28 protein-coding genes are annotated in these 24,262 nt (G+C 70.6%); 16 read left to right on the top strand and 12 right to left on the bottom strand.

The features are described from left to right. Positions 1-26: 26 nt before the first annotated feature. The 7 genes from tsaD to BLQ03_RS18290 all read left to right on the top strand — a co-directional run bounded on the left by tsaD (position 27) and on the right by BLQ03_RS18290 (position 5,249). Positions 27-1,091: a tRNA (adenosine(37)-N6)-threonylcarbamoyltransferase complex transferase subunit TsaD gene (gene tsaD / locus BLQ03_RS09095; protein WP_090755073.1), complete on the top strand. Its 1,065-nt coding sequence runs from the start codon at positions 27-29 to the stop codon at positions 1,089-1,091. Further along, on the top strand, positions 1,088-2,020 hold the full coding sequence (locus tag BLQ03_RS09090; protein ID WP_090755071.1) for an NAD(P)H-dependent glycerol-3-phosphate dehydrogenase: 933 nt from the start codon (positions 1,088-1,090) through the stop codon (positions 2,018-2,020). The genes tsaD and BLQ03_RS09090 overlap by 4 nt, the downstream gene beginning before the upstream one ends. Next, on the top strand, positions 2,017-2,292 hold the full coding sequence (locus BLQ03_RS09085) for a YciI family protein (protein ID WP_217629688.1): 276 nt from the start codon (positions 2,017-2,019) through the stop codon (positions 2,290-2,292). Before BLQ03_RS09090 ends, BLQ03_RS09085 begins: the two co-directional genes overlap by 4 nt. Then, a complete protein-coding gene (locus BLQ03_RS09080) occupies positions 2,289-2,708 on the top strand; it encodes an EVE domain-containing protein (RefSeq protein WP_090755067.1) in 420 nt (139 codons plus the stop codon). The genes BLQ03_RS09085 and BLQ03_RS09080 overlap by 4 nt, the downstream gene beginning before the upstream one ends. 4 nt (positions 2,709-2,712) lie before the next feature. Next, positions 2,713-3,105, top strand: a complete 393-nt coding sequence (locus BLQ03_RS09075; RefSeq protein ID WP_090755065.1) for a DUF1761 domain-containing protein — start codon at positions 2,713-2,715, stop codon at positions 3,103-3,105. Positions 3,106-3,216: 111 nt separating this feature from the next. Continuing rightward, complete coding sequence (locus BLQ03_RS09070) at positions 3,217-5,022, top strand: ABC transporter transmembrane domain-containing protein (RefSeq protein WP_090755063.1); 1,806 nt, start codon at positions 3,217-3,219, stop codon at positions 5,020-5,022. Between the two features lie 80 nt (positions 5,023-5,102). Further along, positions 5,103-5,249 (top strand): hypothetical protein, encoded by a 147-nt coding sequence (locus BLQ03_RS18290; protein ID WP_175558819.1) that lies wholly within the window; start codon positions 5,103-5,105, stop codon positions 5,247-5,249. A 6-nt stretch (positions 5,250-5,255) separates the two neighbouring features. Here the strand turns inward: BLQ03_RS18290 and map are convergent, their stop codons facing one another. Continuing rightward, positions 5,256-6,056, bottom strand: coding sequence for a type I methionyl aminopeptidase (gene map / locus BLQ03_RS09065; protein WP_090755061.1), 801 nt, complete (start codon positions 6,054-6,056; stop codon positions 5,256-5,258). Positions 6,057-6,155: 99 nt separating this feature from the next. Between map and BLQ03_RS09060 the strand changes: the two genes are divergently transcribed. Together BLQ03_RS09060 and BLQ03_RS09055 are read left to right on the top strand one after the other, a co-directional pair. Then, on the top strand, positions 6,156-6,896 hold the full coding sequence (locus BLQ03_RS09060) for a competence/damage-inducible protein A (RefSeq protein ID WP_090755059.1): 741 nt from the start codon (positions 6,156-6,158) through the stop codon (positions 6,894-6,896). Beyond that, positions 6,893-7,606 carry a GNAT family N-acetyltransferase gene (locus BLQ03_RS09055; protein WP_090755057.1) on the top strand — a complete coding sequence of 238 codons (714 nt, stop codon included), beginning with the start codon at positions 6,893-6,895 and terminating at the stop codon, positions 7,604-7,606. The genes BLQ03_RS09060 and BLQ03_RS09055 overlap by 4 nt, the downstream gene beginning before the upstream one ends. A gap of 4 nt (positions 7,607-7,610) precedes the next feature. On the opposite strand, the gene BLQ03_RS09050 is transcribed toward BLQ03_RS09055, so the two are convergent. The 6 genes from BLQ03_RS09050 to cls form a co-directional block, all read right to left on the bottom strand. Continuing rightward, a complete protein-coding gene (locus BLQ03_RS09050) occupies positions 7,611-7,994 on the bottom strand; it encodes a hypothetical protein (protein WP_090755055.1) in 384 nt (127 codons plus the stop codon). An 8-nt stretch (positions 7,995-8,002) separates the two neighbouring features. Further along, the gene (locus BLQ03_RS09045) at positions 8,003-8,788 is read right to left on the bottom strand and encodes a DUF6478 family protein (protein WP_090755053.1); all 786 of its coding nucleotides are present in this window, start codon (positions 8,786-8,788) and stop codon (positions 8,003-8,005) included. A gap of 16 nt (positions 8,789-8,804) precedes the next feature. Then, a complete protein-coding gene (ilvD, locus tag BLQ03_RS09040) occupies positions 8,805-10,538 on the bottom strand; it encodes a dihydroxy-acid dehydratase (protein WP_090755051.1) in 1,734 nt (577 codons plus the stop codon). Positions 10,539-10,605: 67 nt separating this feature from the next. Next, the gene (locus tag BLQ03_RS09035) at positions 10,606-10,923 is read right to left on the bottom strand and encodes an AzlD domain-containing protein (RefSeq protein WP_090755049.1); all 318 of its coding nucleotides are present in this window, start codon (positions 10,921-10,923) and stop codon (positions 10,606-10,608) included. Then, a complete protein-coding gene (locus BLQ03_RS09030) occupies positions 10,920-11,603 on the bottom strand; it encodes an AzlC family ABC transporter permease (RefSeq protein ID WP_090755047.1) in 684 nt (227 codons plus the stop codon). Before BLQ03_RS09030 ends, BLQ03_RS09035 begins: the two co-directional genes overlap by 4 nt. 39 nt (positions 11,604-11,642) lie before the next feature. Then, on the bottom strand, positions 11,643-13,070 hold the full coding sequence (gene cls / locus BLQ03_RS09025; protein ID WP_090755045.1) for a cardiolipin synthase: 1,428 nt from the start codon (positions 13,068-13,070) through the stop codon (positions 11,643-11,645). 91 nt (positions 13,071-13,161) lie between these two features. On the opposite strand from cls, the gene accD reads away from it, so the two are divergent. Then, positions 13,162-14,151 (top strand): acetyl-CoA carboxylase, carboxyltransferase subunit beta, encoded by a 990-nt coding sequence (gene accD, locus BLQ03_RS09020; RefSeq protein WP_090755043.1) that lies wholly within the window; start codon positions 13,162-13,164, stop codon positions 14,149-14,151. Between the two features lies 1 nt (position 14,152). Continuing rightward, positions 14,153-15,424, top strand: coding sequence for a bifunctional folylpolyglutamate synthase/dihydrofolate synthase (locus tag BLQ03_RS09015; protein WP_175558818.1), 1,272 nt, complete (start codon positions 14,153-14,155; stop codon positions 15,422-15,424). Between the two features lie 216 nt (positions 15,425-15,640). Here BLQ03_RS09015 and zapE read toward each other — a convergent pair whose 3' ends face one another. From zapE to ccmI, 4 genes are all read right to left on the bottom strand, one after another. Beyond that, complete coding sequence (gene zapE, locus BLQ03_RS09010; RefSeq protein WP_090755231.1) at positions 15,641-16,762, bottom strand: cell division protein ZapE; 1,122 nt, start codon at positions 16,760-16,762, stop codon at positions 15,641-15,643. Positions 16,763-16,973: 211 nt separating this feature from the next. Continuing rightward, the gene (locus BLQ03_RS09005) at positions 16,974-17,147 is read right to left on the bottom strand and encodes a DUF1289 domain-containing protein (protein ID WP_090755039.1); all 174 of its coding nucleotides are present in this window, start codon (positions 17,145-17,147) and stop codon (positions 16,974-16,976) included. Next, positions 17,144-17,611, bottom strand: a complete 468-nt coding sequence (ruvX, locus tag BLQ03_RS09000; protein ID WP_090755038.1) for a Holliday junction resolvase RuvX — start codon at positions 17,609-17,611, stop codon at positions 17,144-17,146. Before ruvX ends, BLQ03_RS09005 begins: the two co-directional genes overlap by 4 nt. After that, positions 17,608-18,840 carry a c-type cytochrome biogenesis protein CcmI gene (gene ccmI, locus BLQ03_RS08995; protein WP_090755036.1) on the bottom strand — a complete coding sequence of 411 codons (1,233 nt, stop codon included), beginning with the start codon at positions 18,838-18,840 and terminating at the stop codon, positions 17,608-17,610. Before ccmI ends, ruvX begins: the two co-directional genes overlap by 4 nt. A gap of 272 nt (positions 18,841-19,112) precedes the next feature. Between ccmI and BLQ03_RS18285 the strand changes: the two genes are divergently transcribed. Next, entirely contained in the window at positions 19,113-19,289 is a 177-nt protein-coding gene (locus tag BLQ03_RS18285) for a hypothetical protein (protein WP_175558817.1), read from the top strand. A gap of 111 nt (positions 19,290-19,400) precedes the next feature. Beyond that, positions 19,401-19,685, top strand: coding sequence for a hypothetical protein (locus BLQ03_RS08990; RefSeq protein WP_090755034.1), 285 nt, complete (start codon positions 19,401-19,403; stop codon positions 19,683-19,685). A gap of 220 nt (positions 19,686-19,905) precedes the next feature. On the opposite strand, the gene BLQ03_RS08985 is transcribed toward BLQ03_RS08990, so the two are convergent. Next, a complete protein-coding gene (locus BLQ03_RS08985; protein WP_090755032.1) occupies positions 19,906-20,505 on the bottom strand; it encodes a superoxide dismutase in 600 nt (199 codons plus the stop codon). Between the two features lie 185 nt (positions 20,506-20,690). On the opposite strand from BLQ03_RS08985, the gene BLQ03_RS08980 reads away from it, so the two are divergent. The 3 genes from BLQ03_RS08980 to der are packed head-to-tail and all read left to right on the top strand — an operon-like array spanning position 20,691 to position 24,258. Next, the gene (locus BLQ03_RS08980) at positions 20,691-21,416 is read left to right on the top strand and encodes a hypothetical protein (protein ID WP_090755031.1); all 726 of its coding nucleotides are present in this window, start codon (positions 20,691-20,693) and stop codon (positions 21,414-21,416) included. A gap of 38 nt (positions 21,417-21,454) precedes the next feature. Next, entirely contained in the window at positions 21,455-22,777 is a 1,323-nt protein-coding gene (locus tag BLQ03_RS08975; protein ID WP_090755028.1) for a PQQ-like beta-propeller repeat protein, read from the top strand. Next, positions 22,777-24,258, top strand: a complete 1,482-nt coding sequence (der, locus tag BLQ03_RS08970) for a ribosome biogenesis GTPase Der (protein WP_090755026.1) — start codon at positions 22,777-22,779, stop codon at positions 24,256-24,258. Before BLQ03_RS08975 ends, der begins: the two co-directional genes overlap by 1 nt. Positions 24,259-24,262 lie beyond the last annotated feature (4 nt).

The following is a 24,262-nucleotide window of genomic DNA, read 5'->3' as shown; positions in this document are numbered from 1 at the left end:
GCCGCAGCCTTCCCGCGAATTCAACCATGCCCCTGACCGTCCTTGGCATTGAAAGCAGTTGCGACGACACCGCCGCCGCCGTGGTGACCGACGACGGGCGCGTGCTGTCCTCGGTCGTCTCGGGGCAGACGGCGCTGCACGCGGATTTCGGCGGCGTGGTCCCAGAGATCGCCGCGCGCGCCCATGCCGAGCGGCTGGACCTCTGCGTCGAGGCGGCGCTGGAACAGGCAGGCGTCACCCTGCGCGACCTCGACGCCATCGCCGTGACGGCAGGGCCGGGTCTGATCGGGGGCGTCATGGCAGGGGTGATGCTGGCCAAGGGGCTGGCCGCCGGAACGGGGCTGCCGCTGGTCGGGGTCAACCATCTTGCCGGGCACGCGCTGACGCCCCGCCTGACGGACGGGATCGGCTTCCCCTATCTGATGCTGCTCGTCTCGGGCGGGCATTGCCAGTTCCTGCGCGTCTCGGGCCCCGAAGCGTTCACGCGCCTGGGCGGCACCATCGACGACGCGCCGGGCGAGGCCTTCGACAAGGTGGCGAAGCTGCTGGGCCTGCCCCAGCCGGGCGGTCCTGCGGTGGAAGCCGAGGCGGCGAAGGGTGACCCTGACGCCGTTTCCCTGCCGCGCCCTCTGCTGGACCGCCCTGGCTGCGACATGAGCTTTTCGGGCCTCAAGACCGCCGTGCTGCGCGTCCGCGATCAGGCAGTCGCGGCCGAGGGCGGCCTGCGCGAAAGCCTGCGCGCCGACATCTGCGCGTCCTTCCAGGCGGCCGTGGCCGAGGTGCTGGCCGAGAAGACCCGCCGTGCCCTGGCGCAGGCCGATGTGCCGGTGGTCGCCGTTGCCGGAGGGGTCGCGGCCAACCGCACCATCCGTGCGGCGCTGGAGCGGGTGGCCTCGGACGCAGGCGCGCGCTTTCTCGCCCCGCCGCTCGCGCTCTGCACGGACAACGCGGCGATGATCGCCTGGGCGGGGATCGAGCGGTTCCGCTTGGGCCATCGCGACGGCATGGACCTCGCCGCCCGCCCGCGCTGGCCCCTGGACCAGAGCGCCGCGCCCATGCTGGGCGCGGGCAAGCGCGGGGCCAAGGCATGAGCGTCGCCGTTCTTGGGGCAGGGGCCTTCGGCACGGCCCTGGCCGTGGCGCTGTCGGCCAAGGGGCCGGTGACGCTGTGGGGGCGGCGGATCGAGTGGCAGGGGCAGAACCCTCTGCTGCCGGGCGTCGTACTGCCCGGGGGCGTGAGCGTGACCGAAAACCTACCCGACGCCGACATCCTGCTGGTCGCCGTCCCGGCGCAGGCCATGGGCGGTTTCCTCTCGGACCACGCGCCGGCCCTCGACCAGCGCGCGCTGGTCAGCTGCGCCAAGGGCATCGACCTCGCCACCGGCCGCTCGCCCGCGCGGATGCTGGCCGAGGCGTGCCCCAACGCAACCGTGGCGGTCCTGACCGGCCCCAGCTTCGCCGCTGATATTGCGCGGGGGCTGCCCACCGCGCTGACGCTCGCCTGCGCGGATGCGGAGGCGGGGCACCGGCTGCAGCACGCGCTCTCCACCCCCGTGCTGCGGCTTTACCGCACGACCGACGTGACGGGGGCGGAGCTTGGCGGCGCGCTGAAGAACGTCATCGCCATCGCGGCAGGCGTTGCCATCGGCGCGGGCCTGGGCGATTCCGCCCGCGCCGCCATCATCACGCGCGGGTTCGCGGAAATGACCCGCTTCGCCGTCGCCAAGGGCGCCGACCCCGAAACGCTGACCGGCCTGTCGGGCTTGGGCGACCTGATCCTGACCGCGACCTCGGAGCAGTCGCGCAACTTCCGCTATGGCCTGTCGTTGGGCCGGGCCGAGGCCTTCGATCCCCATGTCACCGTGGAAGGCGCGGCCACCGCCCGCGCCGTCGCCGCCATCGCCGCGCGCGAGGGGATCGAGATGCCCGTCTCGACCCTGATCGCCGGGCTTGCCGGGGGCCGCCTCGGCGTTAAACAGGCGGTGGAGCTTCTGCTCGCACGCCCGCTCAAGGAGGAATGATGCCGCTGTTTGCCGTGATCTGCCGGGACAAGCCCGGTCGCCTGGATGCCCGCCTGACCACGCGCGAGGCGCATCTCGCCTGGCTGAACGGATCGGGCCGGGTGCAACTGGCCGGCCCCTTCCTTGAGGACGGCAATCCCTGCGGCTCGCTGCTGATCATCGAGGCGGACGACCTTGACGCGGCGAAGAACTGGGTCGCGGAAGACCCCTATGCGGCGGCCGATGTCTTCGACTCGGTCGAGGTCATGGCCTGGCGCAAGGCCATCGGATGAACCGCTGGCTCTTCAAGTCCGAGCCGGACGTGTTTTCCTGGGACGACCTCGTCGCGAAGGGTGACGCGGGCGAAGAATGGGACGGCGTTCGCAGCCACCAGGCCCGCAACCTGATGCGCGAGATGAAGCTGGGCGACCGGGGGTTCTTCTACCACTCGAATCTCGGCAAGGCCGTGGTCGGAATCGTCGAGGTGATCGCCGAGGCCCATCCCGACTCGACCGCCGCCGACCCGAAATGGGAATGCGTGGACCTGCGCGCGGTCGAGCCCTTGCCACGCGCCGTGGGTCTGGCCGAGATCAAGGCCGATCCGCGCTTTGCCGAGATGGTGCTGGTCAAGAACTCGCGCCTGTCGGTCCAGCCGGTGCAGCCCGAGGAATGGGACGCGGTGCTGGCGCTTTCGGGCGCGAAGGGGTGAGCGCATGGAACTGATGATCGTCATTGCGGCCGCCATTCTCGCTTGGGTGGTCGGCGCGATCTGGTATCGGCTGAACGACCGGGTCTACAGCAACGCCTCGGCCCTGCAGGTGCAGAACATCGGCCACCCGCTGTCGCGGTCGGTCACGCCCTACCTGCTGGCGGGCGTGGCGCTGGTCGCCATCGCGGCGATGATCCGCATCCTCTACGTGCGCGCGGGCATCGACGGGGTCGTCCCGGGCCTCGGCTGGGGTGGGGGGATCGGCGCGGCCATCGTGGCGCCCTGGTTCTTCATCACCAACACCTATTCGCCCCGCCCCATGGTGATGACCCTGATCGACATGGGTTATGCGATTCTGGCCTGCGCGGTGATCGGCGCGATCATGGGCGGCGTCTGAGGGAACTTCCCGCACCAAGGGGGCCGTCAGGGCAGGATGCCGCAGGGCTTCGGGTTGCCCCAAGGCGGCCCAATGCCTACACCATCCCGGACCCAGCGCCGGAGCAAGCCCTTGGCCCGCCAACCCAAGCCGACGATCGACCGCCCGACCACCCGCCGCATCGGTGCGCTGAGGGCGCTCTGGCCCTTCCTGCGCCCCTACCGGGCGATGATGGCGGCGGCGCTGGTGGCGTTGCTGGCGACGGCAGCCGTCAGCCTGGTCCTGCCCATCGCCGTCCGCCGCATCGTGGACGGCTTCGACCAGGGGGCGAAGCTTCTCGACCAGTATTTCCTTGCCGCCCTCGGCATCGCGGCCGCCCTCGCGCTGGGCACGGCGCTGCGCTACGCCCTGGTCACGCGGCTGGGCGAGCGCGTCGTGGCCGACATCCGCCGCGCCGTCTTCGACCGGGTGATCGGTCTTTCGCCCGCCTTCTTCGAGCGGGTGATGACGGGCGAGATCATCAGCCGCATCACCACCGACACCACGCTGATCCTGTCGGTGATCTCCAGTTCCGTCTCGCTGGCGCTGCGCCAGACGATCGTGGTGATCGGCGGGCTGGTGATGCTGCTCATCACCTCGCCCAAGCTGACGGGCCTTCTGTTCCTGCTGGTGCCGGTGGTGATCGTGCCCATCATCGTGCTGGGCCGCCGGCTGCGGGTGCTGTCGCGCGAAAACCAGGACTGGATCGCCAGTTCCTCGGGCACGGCCTCGGAAGCGCTGCTGGCCGCCCAGACCGTGCAGGCCTTCACCGCCGAGGAGCCCACCCGCGCCGCCTTCGCCCGCGTGACCGAGACCGCCTTCGGCTCGGCCGAGCGGCGCATCCGCATCCGCGCGGTGATGACGGCGCTGGTGATCTTCCTGATCTTCGCGGGCGTCGTGGGCGTCCTCTGGGTCGGCGCGCGGGACGTGCGCGCCGAGGTCATGACCGTGGGCGAGCTGGTGCAGTTCGTCATCTACGCCGTCCTCGTCGCAGGCTCGCTGGGGGCGCTGTCCGAAATCTGGGGTGAGCTTCAGCGCGCCGCCGGTGCCACCGAACGGCTGGGCGACCTGCTGGCGACCGAGGACACGCTGCGCGATCCTGCCAAGCCGGTGCCGCTGCCCCGTCCGGTCGCGGGCCGCATCGACTTTGACGCGGTGGGCTTCCGCTATCCGACCCGCCCCGACATCTCGGCGCTCGACGACGTGACGCTGGCGATCCGCCCAGGCGAGACGGTGGCGCTGGTCGGCCCCTCGGGCGCGGGCAAGACGACCGTGGTGCAGCTGATCCAGCGCTTCTGGGACCCCGACCATGGCCGCGTCCGCATCGACGGCATCGACCTGCGCGACATGGCCCGCGACGATTTCCGCCGCGCCATCGCCCTTGTGCCGCAGGACCCGGTGATCTTCGCCACCACCGCGCGGGACAACATCCGCTTCGGCCAGCCCGGCGCGACGGACGCTCAGATCGAGGCCGCTGCCCGCGCCGCCAATGCCCATGACTTCATCATGTCGCTGCCCGAAGGCTACGACACCCAGTTGGGCGAGCGTGGGGTGATGCTGTCGGGCGGCCAGAAGCAGCGCATCGCCATCGCCCGCGCGATCCTGCGCGACGCGCCGATCCTGCTGCTGGACGAGGCGACCAGCGCGCTGGACGCCCAGTCCGAGCGGCTGGTGCAGGACGCCATCGACGCCCTGGCGCAGGGGCGCACGACGATCATCGTGGCACATCGCTTGGCCACCGTGAAGAAGGCCGACCGGATCGTGGTGATGGAAGGGGGCCGCATCGTCCAGCAGGGCACGCATGAGGAGTTGGTGGCGCAGGGGGGGCTTTACGCGCGGCTCGCGCGGCTCCAGTTCACCGACGGGCCGGTCGAGGCGCCGGCTCCTGTCCTGGCGTGAGGCCTCGGGCCAAAGCGGCGCGCTGAAACTTCGGCGCGCCGGATGCATTGAGCCAGTCCCATCCCAAAGGAAGACTGGCCATGTCCTATCGTCGCAACATCAAGACCGGCCTGAAGGTCGCGCGCCTTGTTATCCGCAACCGCAAGACCGTGGCGCTGGCCGTGACCACCCTGGCCGGGCTTGCGGCCAAGGGCGCGGTCGCGCTGGCAAAGGGTGCCAGACGCTGAGCGCGCTCAGATCGCGGGGAAATACTTGCCTGCGGGCGAGAGGGTGAAGATCTCGCAGCCGTCCGCGGTCACGCCCACGGCATGCTCGAATTGCGCCGACAGGGACTTGTCGCGGGTCACGGCGGTCCAGTCGTCGGCGAGAACCTTGGTCTCGGGACGGCCGAGGTTGATCATGGGCTCGATGGTGAAGAACATCCCTTCCTCCAGCTTCGGGCCCTTGCCGGGGCGGCCGAAGTGCAGGACGTTCGGCGGCGCGTGGAAGACGCGCCCGATGCCATGGCCGCAGAAGTCGCGCACGACCGACATGCGGTGCCCTTCCGCATAGGTCTGGATCGCCGCGCCGATGTCGCCGAAGGTCGCGCCGGGACGCACGGCCTCGATCCCCTTCATCAGCGCGTCATGGGTCACCTGGATCAGCCGCCGCGCCTTCACCGAGGGCGTGCCCGCGACATACATGCGGCTGGAATCGCCGAACCAGCCGTCCAAGATCACCGTCACGTCGATGTTCAGGATGTCGCCATCGACCAGCCGCTTCTCGCCGGGGATGCCGTGGCAGACGACGTGGTTCACGCTGATGCAGCTTGCGTGCTGGTAGCCGCGATAACCGATGGTGGCGCTGGTCGCGCCCAGTTCCTCGACCCGGGTGCGGATGAAATCGTCGATCTCGCCCGTGGTGGTGCCCGGGAAGACGCGTTCGCCGACCTCGTCCAGGATCCGGGCGGTCAGGCGGCCGGCGGCATGCATGCCCTCGAAGTCCTCGCGGGCGTGGATGCGGATTCCCTCGGGGGTGACGCGGGCTTCGTTCATCGGGCAGTCCTTTCGCTTGACTTGCCAGATAGTCCCGGAAGGCCACTTGTTCCAGTCCCGCGCGCTGGCAATATGGCGCCCGAACAGAAAGGCAGCCCCATGCAGTCCGACAATCCCACCGCCGCCATCCTGCTGATCGGGGACGAGATCCTGTCCGGCCGCACCCGCGACGCCAATGCCCATCACCTGGCCGGCATCCTGAACGCGGTGGGCATCGACCTGCGCGAAATCCGCGTGGTGGCCGACGACCACGAGGCGATCGTGGCCGCGATCCGGGCGCTGGACCGGCATCTGGGCGGCGCTTGGGACATGGTCTTCAGCTCGGGCGGGATCGGGCCGACCCATGACGACATCACCGCCGACGCGGTCGCCGACGCCTATGGCGTGCCGCTGGAGATCAACGCCGAGGCGAAGCGCGTGATGGAGGAGCGCTGGAACCGCCTTGGCACTCCCGTCACCGAAAGCCGCCTGCGCATGGCCCGCATCCCCGTGGGCGCCTCGCTGATCGAGAACGCCGAATCGGCCGCGCCTGGCTTTTCGATCGGGGGGCTGCATGTCATGGCGGGGGTGCCGTCCGTCTTCCGCAGCATGGTCGAGGCACTGCTGCCCCGCCTGACCCCCGGCCGTCCGCCCGTGTCGGAAACGATCCGGGCCGAGCGCCCGGAGTCCGAGATTGCCGACGGCTTGCGAGAGGTCGCGCGCAGCTATCCCCGGCTGTCGCTGGGCAGCTACCCCTTCACCGAGGAAGGGCGCTACGGCACGAACCTGGTGATCCGGGGCCTCGACGCCGAGGAGGTGGCGCAGGCCCGCGCCGCACTGGTCGCACGGCTGGCCCTTTGATCTCGCCCGAGTTCGAGGCGGCCTGGACGGCTACATGGCCTGCCGCTGAATACGCGCGCGAGGGGGCCTTCGTGGTCGCGCGCGGCGAGGGCGGAGGCGGCCGCGTCAGCGCCGCCCGTGCCGTGGCGGACTGGTCCGAGGCCGCCATCGCCGCAGCCGAGGCCCGGCACCATGCTTGGGGGCAGCCGCTGCTGTTCTCGGTGGACGCCGGGGACCGCGTCCTAGCCGAGGTGCTGGCGGCGCGCGGCTACCGGGAACTTGATCCGACGCTTGTTCTCTCTGCGCCGCTGGCCTCCCTGGCCGAGCCGCCGATCCCGCCCGTCACGGCGATGGACTGCTGGCCTCCGCTGGCGATCCAGCGCGACTTGTGGGCGCAGACCGGCATCGGTCCCGAAAGGCAGGCGATCATCGATCGCGCCGGGCATCCCAAGGCCGCGATCCTCGGGCGCACCAGGGACCGCGCGGCGGGCGTGGGTTTTGTCGCGGTGCATGGGCGATATGCCATGCTGCACGCGCTGGCGGTGCTGCCGGAATCGCGGGGCCGGGGGCTGGGGACCTGGATGGTCCGGCGCGCCGCCCGTTTCGGACTGGAGCACGGGGCGCAGGAGCTGGCGCTGGCGGTGACGGCGGCGAACGCGCCCGCGCGCGTGATGTATGAGCGGCTGGGCTTCGCCCAGGTGGGCGCTTATGCCTATTGGCGGCGGGACTGAGCGTTCAGTCGGTCGCCAGCCGCCGGAACTCGCGCTTGAGCAGGTCCAGCTCGGCCCGCAGCAGGTCGATTTCGGCCCGCAGGTCGCCGTCCAGTCCCTCGCCGGCCAGCAGGGGCAGGTAGCCGACGCGCCGCGCGCCGGGCCGTGGCGCCTCCAGCCCCTCGCCGTCGTCGGCGATCAGCATGTAGGTCTGCATCCCCTCGGCCAAGGTCTCGGCCGGAACGCGCGCGCGGATGCGCCACAGGCCCTCGCCCTCGGGCTCGACCTCGGCCAGCCCGACGGTGCGGCCGCTCAGGGTCAGGGCAATCCGGGCGGGCGCCTCGTCGATGTGCAGCGCGCCTTCCCAGACGCCGCCCTTCAGGCCCAGCGAAGCGAAATTCCCGATCATCTCACCCTCTATACATCCGCGCGCAGGTGGCGCGACAGGAACAGGTCGCGGATGCGGACCGAGTTCATCTGCGGCGCCTCGAAGATCAGGTCGAGCCACATCCGCTCGAGCCGCCGTTCGTTGATGTCGAGATAATGCAGGTCGAATTCGATCACCCGCGTCGTTGACATCCCCGGCACCAGGTCGCCCAAGTGGCGCAGCAGGTCGTCGGTGTTGGGGCCGTGGCCGACGTTCAGCCGGGCATAGATGCTCATGGGGCGCTCGACGCCCAGCGTGGCGTCCAGCCGGACGATATGGGACCGGGTCAGCCCGTCCAGGCTTTCCGGGGGCAGGTTGATCGCCACCGAAAGGTAGCTGCCCGTGAAGCCCAGCGTTTCCAGCTGCAGCCCGTAGGGGGCAAGGTCCGCCGCGCTGCGGTTGGGGATCTGGCGCAGGATCAGCGCCCGGGCCGAGCAGTCGTGCCAGACGGCGGCTTCCTCGCCCAGGCCCTCGCCGCTGGCGGGGGCCGCGATGCCCGTGGGCGCGATCCGGGACGACAGGAACGAGGGCCGCCAGCGCCAGTCGGTGCCGGCGGGCAGGTTCAGCACGTCGGCGGAGCGCGCCGCCCCGTCCAGCCGCAGTTGCGCCCGCGACAGGAAGCGGTCGAGACTGCGGCGCAATTCCTGCCCCTCGGCCTGAAGCGAGCGGAGGGCGTGGCGGCTCAGGCTGCCGGTATCCGCCGCCATTTCGGACCATTGCGCGGCCGCTCGGCGCCGCACCCGGTTTGCCACCCACCTACGCGGACGAAACGCCATGCCGGACCCTCTGCCGTCACTGGTCCATGTAGATATGGGTTTCCGCCTGCGCCCCCGGATGGGTGACCGCGCCATAACGCGCCGAGCCCACGAGCCTGGCGTATTTCCACAACGCGCCGGAGGCATAGTCGGTGTTGCGCGGCCCGGCCCATTCGGCCTTGCGGCGGGCGAGTTCCTCGTCCGACAGGTCGACCGAGATCGTGCCCTCGATGGCGTTCAGCGTGATCATGTCGCCGTCACGGACCAGCGCGATGGGGCCGCCATGCGCGGCCTCGGGGCCGACATGGCCCACGCAGAAGCCGCGCGTCGCGCCCGAGAAGCGCCCGTCGGTGATCAGCGCGACCTTCTTGCCCATGCCCTGTCCGGACAGCGCGGCGGTGGTCGCCAGCATCTCGCGCATGCCCGGGCCGCCTGCCGGCCCTTCGTTGCGGATCACGATGACCTCGCCTTCCTTGTAGGTGCGGGCCTGGACGGCGGCAAAGGCGTCCTCCTCGCATTCGAAGACGCGGGCGGGGCCGGTGAAGACCTGCTCGGCCTCGCTCATGCCCGCGACCTTCACGATGGCGCCGTCGGGGGCGAGGTTGCCCTTGAGCCCCACGACGCCGCCGGTCTTGGTCAGCGGCGTGGCGACGGGGTGGATGACCTTGCCGTCGGGCTCGCCCCGGATCTCCTCCAGCTCCTCGCCCAAGGTGCGGCCCGAGGCGGTGATGCAGTCGAGATGCAGCAGGCCCGCCCTGGCCAGTTCCTTCATCACGACCGGGATGCCGCCGACCTCGTAGAGGTCCTTCGCCACATATTCGCCGCCCGGACGCAGGTTCACGAAATAGGGGGTGTCGTGGAAAATGTCGCAAACGTCGAACAGGTCGAAGTCGATCCCCGCCTCATGGGCGATGGCGGGCAGGTGCAGGCCGCCGTTGGTCGATCCGCCCGTGCAGGCGACGACGCGAGCCGCGTTTTCCAGCGACTTGCGGGTGACGATGTCGCGGGCGCGGATGTTCTTCTCGATCAGGTTCATGACCGCCACGCCCGAGGCGTCGCAGAACTGGTCGCGGGATTCGTAAGGCGCGGGCGCGCCCGAGGAGTTCAGCAGCGCCAGACCGATCGCCTCGGACACGCAGGCCATGGTGTTGGCGGTGTATTGCGCGCCGCAGGCACCCGAGGAGGGACAGGCGACCCGCTCCATGATGTCCAGTTCCGCGTCCGAGATCAGCCCGGCTGCGTGCTTGCCCGCCGCCTCGAACATGTCCTGCACGGTGATGTCGCGGCCCTGGTAGCGGCCGGGCAGGATCGAGCCGCCGTAGATGAAGACCGAGGGCACGTTCAGGCGCACCATCGCCATCATCATCCCCGGCAGGGACTTGTCACAGCCTGCAAGGCCAACCAGCGCGTCATAGCAGTGCCCGCGCATGGTCAGTTCGACCGTGTCCGCGATGGCGTCGCGCGAGGCGAGCGAAGACCGCATCCCCTCGTGCCCCATGGCGATGCCATCGGTCACGGTGATGGTGGTGAACTCGCGGGGCGTGCCGCCGCCCTTCTTGACGCCCATCTTCACCGACTGCGCCTGGCGGTTCAGCGAGATGTTGCAGGGCGCGGCCTCGTTCCAGCAGGTGGCGACGCCGACGAGGGGTTGGTGGATTTCCTCTTCGGACAGGCCCATCGCGTAGAGATAGCTGCGATGCGCGGCACGCGCGGGCCCCTCGGTCACGTGACGGCTGGGCAGTTTCGACTTGTCGAAGCGCGTGTTGTGCATGGCTATCCCCCTTGGCTTGCGTCCGGGAATAGTCGCGCGCGGCAGGGCGGGCAAGGGCAAGGGGCGTTCAGATCGACAACCAGTAGGCGAGAACGCCCGCAACCGTGGCAAGCCCCGCGTCCCGCCGCCACAGCATCGCCGCCGCGGCGGCAAGGGCGCCCAGCGCGAAGGGGCGCAGGCTGCCACTGGCGACTGCCGCCCTTGCCTCGGGCAGCAGCACCGCGACTGCGATGGCGGCGAGGATGCAGGGCCCCAGTGCGTCGAGCCATGCGGGCGGCGGCGCGTCGGGCGCGCCTGGGCGGCGGTCGCGCAGCAGGGGCAGGGCGCGGGTGAGATAGGTCACCGCCCCGATCACGACGAAGGCTGCCCAGAGCGCCCCGGTCATCGGAACCACCGCGCGGAAAGGCAGGCGAGCGCGCCGCCGGGGATCGCCAGCTTGTCGTGGCCGGTCAGCACCGCCAGCGCGGCAATGGCGGCGGCCAGCGCCACGGGTACCGCGACCTCGCGCCGGATCGAGCCGAGCATCAGTCCGATGAACAGCGCGGGCAGGGCAAAGCCCATGGCGGCGGCGGCCGATTCGCTCATCTGGCGCAGCGCGTCCCCTGCAGCCGCGCCGATGATGCTGCCGCCGGTCCATGCGGCCCATGCGGTCAGGGCCACGGCGATCAGCCAGCGCCCGCCGGGCCGCCAGCCGTTGGCGGTTGCTGCCAATGCGGTGGCGAAGACCTCGTCGGTCAGGCCGAGGGCGAAGACCGCGCGCCGGGTGCGATCCGCGGCGATGCGGCTGCGCAGCACAAGGCCGTAAAGCAAGTGCCGCAGGCTTGCCGCGCCGGTCAGCAGGATCATCAGGGGGATGGCCATTCCCGCCGGGATCGCGGCCAGCAGGAAGGCCTGGTTTGCGCCGGAAAAGACGATTGCCGACATGGCGCCGACCTCGGCCACGCCAAAGCCGATGCCGGTCGCGGCGGCGCCGAAGGCGAAGGCCGCGGGAAGGTAGCCGATGGCGATGGGGATCGCCGCGCGCAGCCCGGCGCGGAAGCTGTCAGGTGGCAGGTCGTGTCTCATGCCTGCCCTGTGCCACCCGCAGGAGTGATGTTCCAGCCGTCAGAGCAGCGGCGCGGCCAGCGCCAGGATGTTGTTGCGCAGCCGCCGCCACCAAGGCCAGCGGCGCACCTCGGCCAGCGTCAGCAGGCGCGACCGGGCGACATAGCTGCGCTGGCGCTCGTCCATCTCAGTGGTCAGGGTCTCGTCCACGACCATCAGGTTCAGTTCGTAGTTCAGCTCGAAGCTGCGGCGGTCGAGGTTGGCGCTGCCCAGCATCGCCATGCTGCCGTCCACGGTGATGATCTTGGAATGGATCAGCCCGCCCCGGAACAGCCGCATCTCGACGCCCGAGGACAGAAGCCCGTGCCACAGCCCCTCGCTGGTGGCGTTGACGAACAGCGAATCGTTCCGTTCGGGCAGGATCAGCGTGACCCGCACGCCGCGCCGGGCGACGGTGCGGATGGCGGCATCCAGCGGCTGCTCGGGGACGTAATAGGGCGTGGTGATCGTCAGCCGGTCGCGCGCCGAATGGATCAGCGTCGTGATGGTGTCCGACATCGACGCCTGCCGCCGGTCGGGGCCGGTGGCGATCACCTGCGCGATCGCGCCCGGATGCGCGCGGGCCCCCGCGCCGTCCAGCAGGTGGCTGAGGTCCTGGCCCGTGTAGCTCATCCAGTCGGCCAGGAAGGCCGTCTGCATCTGGCGCACGACCGGCCCCTCGATCCGCACGAGGATGTCGATCCAGGGGGCGAAGCGCGGCTTGATGGCAAAGGCCATGTCGGCGCAGTTGCGGCTGCCGGTGAAGGCCACGGCATTGTCGATCACCACGATCTTGCGGTGATTGCGCAGGTCGATGCGCTGGAACAGTACCTGCAGGAAGGGATAGACCACCGGATAGGCCGCCCGGCATTCCACCCCCGCGGCCTTCATCCGCACCCAGTGGTCCGACCGCAGCAGCAGGCGCGAGCCGACCGCGTCCACGATCACACGCACCGCGACGCCGCGCCGGGCCGCGCGGATGCAGGCCTCGGCCACGCGGGCACCCGAACGGTCGGGCAGCCAGATGTAAAACAGCAGATGCGCGTGATCGCGGGCGGCCTCGACCTCGGCTGCGATCGCCTCGATGGCGCTGTCGTCCTCGGGCAGAAGATGCAGCTCGTTGCCCTCGACCGCCGAAAAGCCGCCCACCGCGCGGCCCGACTGCAGCACAGGCCTGGCTTGGCCGGGCAGGGCGGTCAGGTCGTGGGGCCCGCGCCGCCAGCGCCCGCTCAGCCGTTCGCGCACGTGACGCCGCGTCTGGAGGTAGCCCCGGCGCAGGCGGATCTCCCCGAACAGGACATAGGCCGCGATGCCCACAAGCGGCACCACGACGATCATCAGCACCCAGGCCAGCCTGACCGGAGGTTCCAGCCGGGGCCGCATCAGCACCCGGGCCGACACGGACAAGGCCGCCGCGGCATGGAGGATGATCGGCACGTCCGCCCACATGGTCCGGCAGCTTGCCGAGACCGCGCGCGATTGCAATAGCGCGGCCCCCGGCATATTTCGGCCCGACGCCGGGACAACGCCGAGGGCCGCCATGAACTGGATCACCAACTACGTCCGCCCGCGCATCAACTCGCTGTTCTCGCGGCGGGAGGTGCCCGAGAACCTGTGGACCAAGTGCCCGGAATGCGGGACGATGCTGTTCCACCGCGAACTGGCCGACAACCTCAACGTCTGCACCAATTGCGACCACCACCTGTCGATCAGCCCGCGCGCGCGCTTCACCGCGCTGTTCGACGGCGGCGTCTTTGTCGAGGTCAAGGTGCCCGAGCCGGTGGCCGATCCCCTGGGCTTCAAGGACCAGAAGAAATACCCCGACCGCCTGAGGTCCGCGCAGAAATCCTCGGGCGAGCGCGACGCGATGCTGGTGGCCGAGGGCGAGATGGGCCGCACCCCCATCGTGGCGGCGGCGCAGAACTTCGACTTCATGGCCGGATCGATGGGCATGTATGTCGGCAACGCCATCATCGCGGCAGCCAGGCGCGCGGTCGAGTTGAAGCGCCCGCTGGTGCTGTTCTCCGCCTCGGGCGGGGCGCGGATGCAGGAAGGCATCCTGTCGCTGATGCAGATGCCCCGCACCACTGTCGCCGTGCAGATGCTGAAGGAAGCGCGGCTGCCCTATATCGTCGTGCTGACCCATCCGACGACGGGCGGCGTGACCGCCAGCTATGCCATGCTGGGCGACATCCAGATCGCCGAGCCCAACGCCCTGATCTGCTTCGCCGGACCCCGGGTGATCGAGCAGACCATCCGCGAGAAGCTGCCCGAGGGCTTCCAGCGCGCCGAATACCTGCTGGAACACGGGATGCTGGACCGCGTGACGCATCGCAAGAAGCTGCGCGAGGAACTGATCTCGATCCTGCGGATGCTGACGGGCCAGTCCGCGCCCGTTGTGGCCGACCTGCCTGCGCCCGGCGTGCTGCCCTCGGCCCTGCCGGATGCGCCCGAAGCGTCGGACCCGCCCGCCGGTTCCCTTGCCCCCGAGGCCGAACCGGCGCCCGAAGCGGTTGCCGCGCGGGACTGACGTGAGCGGGGCGACCGACGCGATCCTGCAGCGGCTGACCACGCTGCATCCCAAGGTCATCGACCTGTCGCTGGACCGGATGCGGCGGCTTCTGGCCGACCTGGGTGACCCGCAAGACCGGGTGCCCCCGGTGATCCACGTGGCGGGGACGAACGGCAAGGGCTCGACCCAAGCCTTCATCCGCGCAGGGCTGGAAGCGGCCGGGCTGCGCGTCCACGCCTATACCTCGCCGCATCTCGCCTTCTTCAACGAACGCATCCGCCTGGCGGGCGAACTGATCGGCGACGAGATGCTGGCCGAGACGCTGGCCGAGGTCGAGGCCGTGAACGCCGGGCGCCCCATCACCTTCTTCGAGGTGACGACCGCCGCGGGTTTCCTCGCCTTCTCGCGGGTCCCCGCCGATTACACGCTGCTGGAAGTGGGCCTGGGCGGACGTCTGGACGCGACCAACGTGGTCGAGGCGCCGCGCCTGACCGTCATCACCCCCATCAGCATCGACCATACGCAATACCTGGGCGACACGCTTTCCCAGATCGCGGGCGAGAAGGCGGGGATCCTCAAGCGCCGGGTGCCCTGCGTTGTCGCCCGCCAGCCCCACGAGGCGCTGGCGGTGATCGAGGACAAGGCCGCCCGCCTCGGCTGTCCCCTGTCCGTCGCGGGCCAGCACTGGACCGTCGCGCGCGAAGGCGATGCCTTGGTTCATCAGGATGAGCGCGGGCTTCTGGACCTGCCGCTGCCGGCGCTGCCGGGACCGCACCAGATCGACAACGCGGGCACCGCCATTGCCGCCCTGCGCGAGCTTGGCTTGGGGCAGGCCGAGGCCTCTGCCGCGATGGCCCGGGTCGAATGGCCCGCCCGGATGCAGCGCCTGACGCACGGGCCTCTGGTTCAGGCGGCAGGGACGTGCGAGCTGTGGCTTGACGGTGGCCACAACCCGGCGGGGGGCGAGGCGGTCGCGGCGACGCTCGCCGCCATGCCGCGCAAGCCCACGCATCTGGTCTGCGGAATGCTGAACACCAAGGACGTCAGGGGCTACATGCGCCCGCTCGCGCCGCAGGTCGAGAGCCTGACCGCCGTCACCATCGAGGGCGAGGCCGCGACCCTGCCCGCCGAGGCGACCGCCGCCGCCGCCGAAGGCGCGGGCATCCGGGCCACGACCGCGCCCGGTGTCTCCGAGGCGGTCAGCGCGCAGGCCCAAGCGCATCCGGGCGCGCGCATCCTGATCTGCGGCTCGCTGTATCTCGCGGGGCGGGTGCTGCGCGACAACGGCTGAGCCGTCCCCGACACGTCACCGCTTCTCCCGTTCGCTTGCCGACCTCTCGCGCCACCTGCAAGGAACTGGCGGCGAGCCTTTCGGAAACGGATGCCGCGCTTGTCGAACGCCTCGGCGCAACACCGTGCTTTCCCCGAACCCGGCAGCGGATTTCGTCCTGACCCGGATACCAATCGTGAAGGCCAGACCAAGGCCGGTGCCTTCGGAAAGGGGCCTCTAGGACGCCTTTCCCCAACCCGCCGCCTGCATCTCGCGCAGGCGGCTCGCGGTGCGCTCGAACTCGAAGGCGCCGGTGCCGGTGGGGTAAAGCGCCTCTGGCTCGGCGGCGGCGCTGGCGTAAAGGCGCACCTTGGCCTCGTAAAGCGCGTCGATCAACGTGACGAAGCGCTTGGCGCGGTCGTGGTTCGCGGGGCCGAGCGTCGGGATGCCGTCGATCAGCAGCGCGTCGAAGGCCTCGGCGATGGCGAGGTAGTCCGCAGGGCCCAGCGGCCTGCCGCACAGCTCCTCGAAGTCCGTGCGCGCGACCCGGGCCGCGGCGGCGGGGATCGTCACGCTGCGGCCGTTCACGGCCAGCTCGCGCGGCTGAGGCGCGGCCTCGCCGGTCAGGTCGGCCCAGACCTCGTCCATCGCCTCTGCCGCGCCAGCGTCCGCGGGGGTGAACCAGACCTCTCCGCCCGCGCGGCGCCCCTGCCGGTGGTCGCGGGGGGATTCGAGATGCAGCACCTGCATGCGGTCCCGGATCAGGGCGATGAAGGGCAGGAACAGCTGCCGGTTCAGCCCGTCCTTGTAGAGATCCTCGGGCACCCGGTTCGAGGTCGTGACCACCACCACGCCCCGGTCGAACAGCACCTGAAACAGCCGCCCGACGATCATCGCGTCGGCGATGTCGGTGACCTGCATCTCGTCAAAGCAGAACAGCCGCGTGCGGGCGGCGATGGCCTCGGCCACGGGGCGCACGACGTCCTGGTCGCCGCGGGCGCGGGCCTCGTTCAGACCGGCCTGCACCTCCTGCATGAACTCGTGGAAATGGACGCGGCGCTTCTCGGCAAGGGGAGCCGTCTCCATCACGAGGTCCATCAGCATCGACTTGCCGCGACCGACGCCGCCCCACAGGTAGATGCCCCGGCGTGACGGATCGGGCGGCGGGTTGGCCTTGGCCCCGAAGATACGCCCCAGAAGCCCGCCGGGCTTGCTGGCCGGATGCGGCCGCGCCAGTGCCGCGGCCAGCCGGTCGAGCGCGGGCAGCACGGCGCGCTGGGCCGCGTCGTCCTTGATGGCGCCGTCCGCGACACGGCGGTCATAGGCGGCGGTGACGGGATGCGAAGGGGAATGGGACATGCCCGAGCCGTGCCAAAGAACGGGCGCGCCCGCAAGGCCGCCTGTCATGCGGGTGAGGCGGGAATAACGCCGGGCGCTGCCCATGGACGGGGCCCCCAACCCCATTCATCCCGGAATATTTGGACGAGGAAGAAGCCCTGATGTCAGTGCCACGTGGCAATGCCGTGCCGCGCGACCGGCTTTCTTCAGGCGGCAGGTTCCGGGTTCGGCCTCAAGGCTCCACGCCGCCCGCCACGGACTCGATCCGCCGCAGGACGCCGCGCTTTTCCTCGTCGCTCATCCGGCCCCAGCGGGCGATCTCGTCCAAGGTGCGCAGGCAGCCGGCGCAGACCCGCGTGGCGGGATCCAAGGCACAGAGCTTTCGGCAGGGGCTTTCGACGCTCATGCGAGGTGGCGCAGGCGGTCCAGCGCGCCTTGCAGAATATAGCCCGCCGCGACCTGGTCGATGACCTCGGCCCGCTTGCGGCGCGAGGCGTCGGCCTCCAGCAGCGCGCGCTCGGCTGCGACGGTGGACAGGCGCTCGTCCCAGAAGGCCAGGGGCAGGGGCGTCAGCCGTTCGAGGTTGCGGGCGAAGGCACGGGTGGACTGGACACGCGGCCCCTCGCTGCCGTCCATGTTCAGGGGCAGGCCCAGCACCAGCCCGACCAGGCCCCGATCGGCCGCGATCCGCAGAAGCTCGGCCGCGTCCAGCGTGAACTTCTGCCGGCGGATCACCGTCAGGGGCGAGGCGACCTGCCGCAGCCCGTCGCTGACCGCGACGCCGATGGTCTTGGTGCCCAGGTCCAGCCCGGCAATGGCGCCGATGCGGGGCAGGGCGGCGGCGAAATCCTCGAAGGCCGTGCAGATCATGGGGTGGACAGCCCCGCCTCGGCGGCGGCGGCCTCGATCACGGCGCTGGCGTCCGGCGTCGCGCCGAAGCGGGTGCGGGCCTCGGCCAGGATCTCGCGTGCATGAGGCTCGTTGCCGATGCGGACCAGCGAGGTGATGAGCCGCGCCCATTCCTCGGGCGTGCCGCCTTCGGTCGCGAGCCGGGCTTCCAGGTTCTGGACCATGCCCGCGATCATCTGCTGGCGTTCCTCGGGCGTCATGTCATTTGCCGCCGCCATCGCGTCGGCATCGGGGCCGGGCAGGGCGGGAGTAGAAGGGGCCTCGGGCGGGACATAGTCCGGCTGCCCGGCCAGCCAGGCGAGGTCGGGGATCAGCTGGCGGATCGGACCCATCCAGGGGGCGCCGGCAGGGCCGGTTTCCAGCAGGTCGCGCCAGATGCCGAAGGCAATGTCGGGGCGGTCGTTCTGGGCATACATCAGCCCCTGCAGGTAACGCGCCTGACCATTCGCGGGGTCGATCCGCAGCGCCGCCTCGATCTGCCCGCGCGCCTCGGCCGAGACAAACCCGCCCGCCGCCTCGATCATCAGCGCGGCCAGGCGTGTGTGATCCAGCGCCTGAATCTCGGAGCCCCGGATGGCGATCAGCCGTTCCTGCGCCTGCCGGGCGGCGGCGCTGTTGCCCAGCCGCGCCTCGTGCTCGGCCAGAAGGGCAAGGCCCCGCGCGTCATCGGGGCGCTGGGCCACGGCGGCGCGCAACTGCTCGATCAGGCGCAGGTAGTCGGGATCGGCCTGGGGCGTCGGACGTTCGGGCGCGCGGGCCTCGGCATCGGCCTGGGTGGGAAGGTCGCGCAGCCGCTCGTCGGCGGCGGCGATGCGCGCGCCCAGCGGCAGGTCGGGCATCGCCGGGGCGCCCAGCCGCCAGTAGACGGCGGCGCTGGCAGCCAGCGCAGCGACCAGCAGCACGGCCGCAATCACGGGACGCGAGCCCCGGCCCTGGGGCACAGCCTGGCGGACCATGGCGCGATCGGCGTCAAGGATCTTGCGCCCGATTTCGGTCCGCAGCCGCCCGGCCTCGGTCTCGGTCAGCACGCCCCGCGCGACATCGCGGTCCACCTCGCGCAGCTGGTCACGGTAGACGCCGAGATCATAGGCCGCGGCCGGCTCTGCAACGGGAGCGGAGCCCCGGAAGAAGGGCCGCAGGATCGCCGCCGCCACCATCGCCGTCATTGCCGCCGTCAGGATCCAGAACATCGCCGCCTCGCTTTCTTGACGGACCAGATAAGGAATAACCCGGCCGGGCGAAAGCGGCCGGACGCCGCAGAGGGCATTGCGCAGGCACGGCCCCCAGCGACGGAGCCTGGCGTCTGCAGCTTCTTCCTTTGTAGTTGAGCGTCGCCGGGACGAGCGGCCGCTCGGCCGGGACGCTTCAACGATGGATGCGTGACGGCAGTGTGATGCGTTGATCCTGGTCGGGAAACCCGCGCCGGGCCGCAGGCGTTTGGGGATCGCAAGGAGAGACGATCATGGCAACCCGCAACCCGTCGAACAGGAACCTCTGGATCATCGCAGCCCTGGTGGTGCTCAGCGCCGCCATCCTTGCCTGGTTCCTGGGCTCGGGCAGCCTGCCGGGCGCCAGTGTCGCGGATGTCGGGATAGCCCCGCCGCCCGGCCCGGTCATGGCGCAGGCCGGTGGCACCTGAGCGGCGCGCCCGGCTGAACGAAGTCACGCCGCGTCCTGCAGGATGGCTCGCAGGGCGCGGTCCAGGCCGGCCGAGCCCGGCGATCAATGTCCAACATGCAGAGGTCCTTTCATGGCAAATTCCGGCAATCCCCGAACCGGCAGCGGTATCAATCCCTGGACGCTTGTCATCGCCGCCGCCGCCGTCATCCTGGTGATCGTCCTGTTCTTCCTGTTCGCCCCGCTGCAGGATCCTGTCCCCAGCCCCGACAGCCCGGTGGCGACAGGAGTTGTGGGCGAGCCCGCCGGAGTCACCGGCCAGACCAGCGCCGCCCAGCCCGGCGCACCCGGCGCGGCCCCGGCGAACCCGGACCTCGCGCCCGGGACGGGCACCGACATCACCCGCGGAAGCAACTGAGGCGAGATGCGGCCGTCCGGCCGGTGCCGGGCGGCTGTCTGCCTTGGTGGCGGGCCGGTGGGGCTGCTTGCAGGCACGGGGGCTTTGCCCCCCGGCCCCTGCGGGTCCTCCCCCCAGGATATTTGGGCGAAGAAGAACACGCTTGGGGCAATAGGTGACTGGCGCAAAGGAAAGGGCCCGCCTGATGGCGGACCCTGGTTGCTTCGTGGGTTCTTGCGGCTCACATCCGCGAGGCGACGTTTTCCCAGTTCACGAGGTTCTCCAGGAAGTTCTCCAGGTACTTCGGCCGGGCGTTGCGGAAGTCGATGTAGTAGGAATGCTCCCACACGTCGCAGCCCAGAAGCGCCGTCTGGCCCTTGCAGAGCGGGTTCACGCCGTTTTCCGTCTTGGTGACTTCCAGCCCGGCCTGACCGTTGCGGACCAGCCAGACCCAGCCCGAGCCGAACTGCCCGACACCGGCTTCCGTGAACTTCTTCTTGAAGTCCGCGACCGAGCCGAAGGATTCGATCAGCGCGGCTTCCAGGTTGCCCGGGATCTTGCCGGGGTTCGGGCCCATCATCTCCCAGAACTGGGCGTGGTTCCAGTGCTGGCTGGCGTTGTTGAAGATGCCGTTCTGGGCGACCGCGCCTTCCTGGTAGGTGCCCTTGACGATCTCTTCGAGCGAGGCGTTTTCCCACTCGGTCCCCGCGATCAGCTCGTTCAGCTTGTCCACATAGGCCTTGTGGTGCTTGTCGTGGTGGAACTCGAGCGTCTCCCTCGACATCCCGCCGCTCGACAGCGCATCGTGGGAATAAGGCAGGTCGGGCAGGGTGAAAGCCATGTTCGCAGTCCTTTCAGGGATTTGTCTGGTGCGTCGGAACGCAGTCTCGCCGCCGCGACAACGCCTTGCAAGGGGCAGCGGTTCCTTGCGGGTCTGCGGCAAGGGTCCTGCGCGGGCGTTGGCAAACCGCCCTGCGCGTGTGTAGAAGGGCGGGAACACGACAAAGGGCAGGGGCGCGGGCGCGCATGGCGAACCAGAACGACCGTTTCATCGACGAGGTGACCGAGGACCTGCGCCGCGACCGGCTGTTCCTGATGATGCGCCGCTATGGCTGGATCGCCGTGCTGCTGATCCTGGCCCTGGTGGCGGGGGCGGCCTGGCGCGAATATGCCTCGTCGCGCGACCGTGCGGCGGCCCGCGCCTTCGGTGACGCGATCCTTGCCGCCGAGGCCGAGGCGGACCCCGCTGCGCGCGCGGCGGCCCTTGCCGCGGTGCCGGCGGCCAATCCGCGCCAGGCGGGGCTGCGGGACATCCTGTCGGGGAACGCCCTTGTCGAGGCAGACGATCCGGCCGGGGCCGCACAGCGCTATGACGCGGTGGCGACGGCGGCAGGCGACAACCTCGTGGTGCGGGACCTCGCCGCGCTCAAGGCGGTGATCGCGCAGGGGCGCGGGATGAACCCGGCCGAACGCGACGCCGTGCTGGCCCAGCTCTCGGCCCCCGGCGCGCCCTTCGAGATGATCGCGCTGGAACTGAAGGCGGTCGCCCTGTCGGGCGCGGGCCGCAAGGAGGATGCCGTGACGCTGATCCGCCAGATCCAGCAGAAGGACGGGCTGACCCAGGCAATGCGCCAGCGCCTGGCCGAGCACCTCATCACCCTGGGCGTCGATCCCGAGCCCCAGACCGACAGCCAGACCGCCCCCGACTCGACCCTCGCGGCCGAGGTGATGCCGCCCGCGACGGGCGGTTGAGACCGCACGTTTCCGCCCGCGCCGCATCGGAGCCTTCCATGACCAGACTGACCACGCTGCTGCCCCTGATCGCCCTGACCGCGCTGGCGGCCTGCCAGCAGCGCGACGAGATCCTGCCCGGCACGCGGCTGGACCCGCGAGAGATCGTCTCGCCCGAGGGCCCCGCGGTCGAGGGGCCGGCAGGGGTGTCCTCGACGGCGCTGAACCTGTCGGCGCCGGTGTCGGTGGAATGGACCGCCCGGGCGGCCAACCCCGCGCACCGGATGCCCCATGCCGCGCTTGCGGGCAGCGGCCAGCAGCGCCTGTGGTCGGCGCCGATCGGCGAAGGCTCGGCCCGGCGCTATCGCATCACCGCCGACCCGGTGGTCGCGGGCGGGCGGGCCTTCACGCTTGACAGCCGCGCGCAGGTGGTGGCGACGGCGCTGAACGGCGCCACGGCCTGGCGGCGCGACCTGACACCCGCGGGTGAGCGGGGCGACAGCGCCTCGGGCGGCGGCATCGCCTATGAGGGCGGGCGGGTCTTCGTGACCACGGGCTATGGCGAGCTGGTCGCGCTGGACGCGGGCTCGGGCGCGGTGCTGTGGCGCCAGCGGGTGGACTCGCCCATCGGCGGGGCGCCCACGGTGCAGAACGGCGTGATCTACGTGGTCGGGCGCGATGCGACCGGATGGGCCGTGCGGGCAGCCGACGGGCGCGTCCTGTGGACGGTTTCGGGCATCCGGGCGCAGTCGGGCGTGACCGGCGTCGCCGCCCCCGCCGTGGACGGCGACCTGGTGATCTTCCCCTTCGCCTCGGGCCAGCTTCTGGCCGTGGACACGGCCACGGGGCTCGAACGGTGGAACGCGCAGGTCGCGGGCACTCGCCGCGGCCGCGCCATTGCCTTCATCCGCGACCTGACGGGCGATCCGGTGATCGCGGGCGACGTGGTGCTGGCGGGATCGTCCTCGGGGCGGATCTATGCCTTCGACCGCGCGACCGGCACCGAGATCTGGACCGACAAGGACGGCGCGAACAGCCCGGTGCTGCTTGCGGGCGGATCGGTCTTCGCGGTCACCGACCAGGCGCAACTGGTACGGCTGGACGCGGCGACAGGCGGGCGCATCTTCGCGGTCAACCTGCCTTACTACACCGACAGGCGGGTGCGGCGGCAGGATTCGATCCATGCCCACTACGGTCCGGTGCTGGCGGGCGGGCGGCTGTTCGTGGCTTCCTCGGACGGCATCCTGCGCAGCTTCGATCCTCGGTCCGGCGCGCCGGTCGGGCAGGCGCCGATCCCCGGGGGCGCCGCAACCGCGCCCGTCGTCTCGGGCGGCACCTTGTATGTCACCGGCCGCGACGGCCAGCTTCACGCGTACAGGTAATGACCTTCACACTCGCCATCGTCGGACGGCCCAATGTCGGCAAGTCCACCCTGTTCAACCGCCTGGTGGGCAAGCGGCTGGCGCTGGTCGATGACCAGCCCGGCGTCACCCGCGACCTGCGCGAAGGCGACGCGCGCCTGGGCGACCTGCGCTTCGTCGTGATCGACTCGGCGGGCCTCGAGATGGTCGAGGACGATTCCCTGCAAGGCCGGATGCGGCGCCTGACCGAGCGTGCCGTGGACGAGGCCGACATCTGCCTGTTCGTCATCGACGCCCGCGTGGGCGTGACCGCGGCGGATGAATATTTCGCCGATATCCTGCGCAGGCGCGCCAGGCACGTCATCCTGGCCGCCAACAAGGCCGAGGGTGCCGCGGGCGAGGCCGGGGCCACCGAGGGCTGGTCCCTGGGCCTGGGCGAGCCGCTGCGCATCTCGGCCGAGCATGGCGAGGGGCTCGAGGACATCTACCGCGCCCTGAAGCCGCTGTCCGAGATCGTCGAGTCCGAGCGCCCTGCGCCCATCGCGCCGGAAACCGACGTCACCCTGACCGATGAGCAGGCGGAATCGGGCGAGGGGGCCGAGGACTGGCGCCCCAGTGCCGCGCGGCCGCTGCAGATCGCCGTAATCGGCCGGCCGAACGCGGGCAAGTCCACGCTGATCAACAAGATCATCGGCGAGGACCGGCTGCTGACCGGCCCCGAGGCGGGGATCACGCGCGATTCGATCTCGGTCAGGTCCGAGTTCATGGGTACCCCCATGCGCATCTTCGACACCGCAGGCATGCGCAAGAAGGCGCGGATCACCGACAAGGTGGAACGGCTTTCCGTGGCCGACGGGTTGCGCGCGGTGCGCTTCGCCGAGGTCGTGGTGGTGCTGCTGGACGTCGCGATCCCCTTCGAGCAGCAGGACCTGCGCATCGCCGATTTCGCGGAAACCGAGGGCCGGGCGGTCGTGGTCGCCGCGAACAAGTGGGACCTGGAAGAGGACAAGCCCCAGAAGCTGAACGAGCTGCGCGAGGCGTTCGAGCGGCTGCTGCCGCAGTTGAAGGGCGCGCCCCTGGTAACCGTTTCGGCCCGCACGGGCAAGGGGCTGGACCGGCTTCACAACGCGATCCTGAAGGCGCATGAGGTCTGGAACCGCCGGATCAGCACGGCGCGGCTGAACCAGTGGCTGACCGCCATGACCGAGGCCCATCCGCCGCCCGCCCCGGGCGGCCGCCGCATCCGGCTGCGCTACATGACGCAAGTGAAGACGCGCCCGCCGGGCTTCGTCGTCATGGCGACGCATACCGACCAGATCCCGGAAAGTTATCGCCGCTACCTGGTGAACGGGCTGCGGCAGGATTTCGATCTTCCGGGGACGCCGATCCGGCTGACCTTCCGCGACCAGGGATCGAAGAACCCCTACAAGGACAAGTCGAACAAGCGGCAGACCGGGGCGCTGGCCAAGCACAAGGACCGGCAGAAGCCCAAGGAGGCGTGAGCCT

The sequence above is a fragment of the Paracoccus chinensis genome, assembly GCF_900102885.1.
GTDB classification, from domain to species: domain Bacteria; phylum Pseudomonadota; class Alphaproteobacteria; order Rhodobacterales; family Rhodobacteraceae; genus Paracoccus; species Paracoccus chinensis.
Note: the sequence above shows the minus strand (reverse complement) of the source record. Positions and strands in the feature narration are given on the sequence as shown.

Excerpts from the sequence above, each read along its gene's own strand:
- BLQ03_RS09090 (WP_090755071.1), top strand. The coding sequence starts at position 1,088 with ATGAGCGTCGCCGTTCTTGGGGCAGGGGCCTTCGGCACGGCCCTGGCC.
- ilvD (WP_090755051.1), bottom strand. The coding sequence starts at position 10,538 with ATGCACAACACGCGCTTCGACAAGTCGAAACTGCCCAGCCGTCACGTG.
- cls (WP_090755045.1), bottom strand. The coding sequence starts at position 13,070 with ATGTGGGCGGACGTGCCGATCATCCTCCATGCCGCGGCGGCCTTGTCC.
- BLQ03_RS09085 (WP_217629688.1), top strand. The coding sequence starts at position 2,017 with ATGATGCCGCTGTTTGCCGTGATCTGCCGGGACAAGCCCGGTCGCCTG.
- BLQ03_RS09060 (WP_090755059.1), top strand. The coding sequence starts at position 6,156 with ATGCAGTCCGACAATCCCACCGCCGCCATCCTGCTGATCGGGGACGAG.
- BLQ03_RS09045 (WP_090755053.1), bottom strand. The coding sequence starts at position 8,788 with ATGGCGTTTCGTCCGCGTAGGTGGGTGGCAAACCGGGTGCGGCGCCGA.
- BLQ03_RS09075 (WP_090755065.1), top strand. The coding sequence starts at position 2,713 with ATGGAACTGATGATCGTCATTGCGGCCGCCATTCTCGCTTGGGTGGTC.
- ruvX (WP_090755038.1), bottom strand. The coding sequence starts at position 17,611 with ATGATCTGCACGGCCTTCGAGGATTTCGCCGCCGCCCTGCCCCGCATC.
- map (WP_090755061.1), bottom strand. The coding sequence starts at position 6,056 with ATGAACGAAGCCCGCGTCACCCCCGAGGGAATCCGCATCCACGCCCGC.
- der (WP_090755026.1), top strand. The coding sequence starts at position 22,777 with ATGACCTTCACACTCGCCATCGTCGGACGGCCCAATGTCGGCAAGTCC.
- BLQ03_RS09035 (WP_090755049.1), bottom strand. The coding sequence starts at position 10,923 with ATGACCGGGGCGCTCTGGGCAGCCTTCGTCGTGATCGGGGCGGTGACC.
- BLQ03_RS08980 (WP_090755031.1), top strand. The coding sequence starts at position 20,691 with ATGGCGAACCAGAACGACCGTTTCATCGACGAGGTGACCGAGGACCTG.
- BLQ03_RS08990 (WP_090755034.1), top strand. The coding sequence starts at position 19,401 with ATGGCAAATTCCGGCAATCCCCGAACCGGCAGCGGTATCAATCCCTGG.
- BLQ03_RS18285 (WP_175558817.1), top strand. The coding sequence starts at position 19,113 with ATGGCAACCCGCAACCCGTCGAACAGGAACCTCTGGATCATCGCAGCC.
- BLQ03_RS08975 (WP_090755028.1), top strand. The coding sequence starts at position 21,455 with ATGACCAGACTGACCACGCTGCTGCCCCTGATCGCCCTGACCGCGCTG.
- zapE (WP_090755231.1), bottom strand. The coding sequence starts at position 16,762 with ATGTCCCATTCCCCTTCGCATCCCGTCACCGCCGCCTATGACCGCCGT.
- BLQ03_RS09030 (WP_090755047.1), bottom strand. The coding sequence starts at position 11,603 with ATGAGACACGACCTGCCACCTGACAGCTTCCGCGCCGGGCTGCGCGCG.
- tsaD (WP_090755073.1), top strand. The coding sequence starts at position 27 with ATGCCCCTGACCGTCCTTGGCATTGAAAGCAGTTGCGACGACACCGCC.
- accD (WP_090755043.1), top strand. The coding sequence starts at position 13,162 with ATGAACTGGATCACCAACTACGTCCGCCCGCGCATCAACTCGCTGTTC.
- ccmI (WP_090755036.1), bottom strand. The coding sequence starts at position 18,840 with ATGTTCTGGATCCTGACGGCGGCAATGACGGCGATGGTGGCGGCGGCG.
- BLQ03_RS09080 (WP_090755067.1), top strand. The coding sequence starts at position 2,289 with ATGAACCGCTGGCTCTTCAAGTCCGAGCCGGACGTGTTTTCCTGGGAC.
- BLQ03_RS18290 (WP_175558819.1), top strand. The coding sequence starts at position 5,103 with ATGTCCTATCGTCGCAACATCAAGACCGGCCTGAAGGTCGCGCGCCTT.
- BLQ03_RS09050 (WP_090755055.1), bottom strand. The coding sequence starts at position 7,994 with ATGATCGGGAATTTCGCTTCGCTGGGCCTGAAGGGCGGCGTCTGGGAA.
- BLQ03_RS08985 (WP_090755032.1), bottom strand. The coding sequence starts at position 20,505 with ATGGCTTTCACCCTGCCCGACCTGCCTTATTCCCACGATGCGCTGTCG.
- BLQ03_RS09005 (WP_090755039.1), bottom strand. The coding sequence starts at position 17,147 with ATGAGCGTCGAAAGCCCCTGCCGAAAGCTCTGTGCCTTGGATCCCGCC.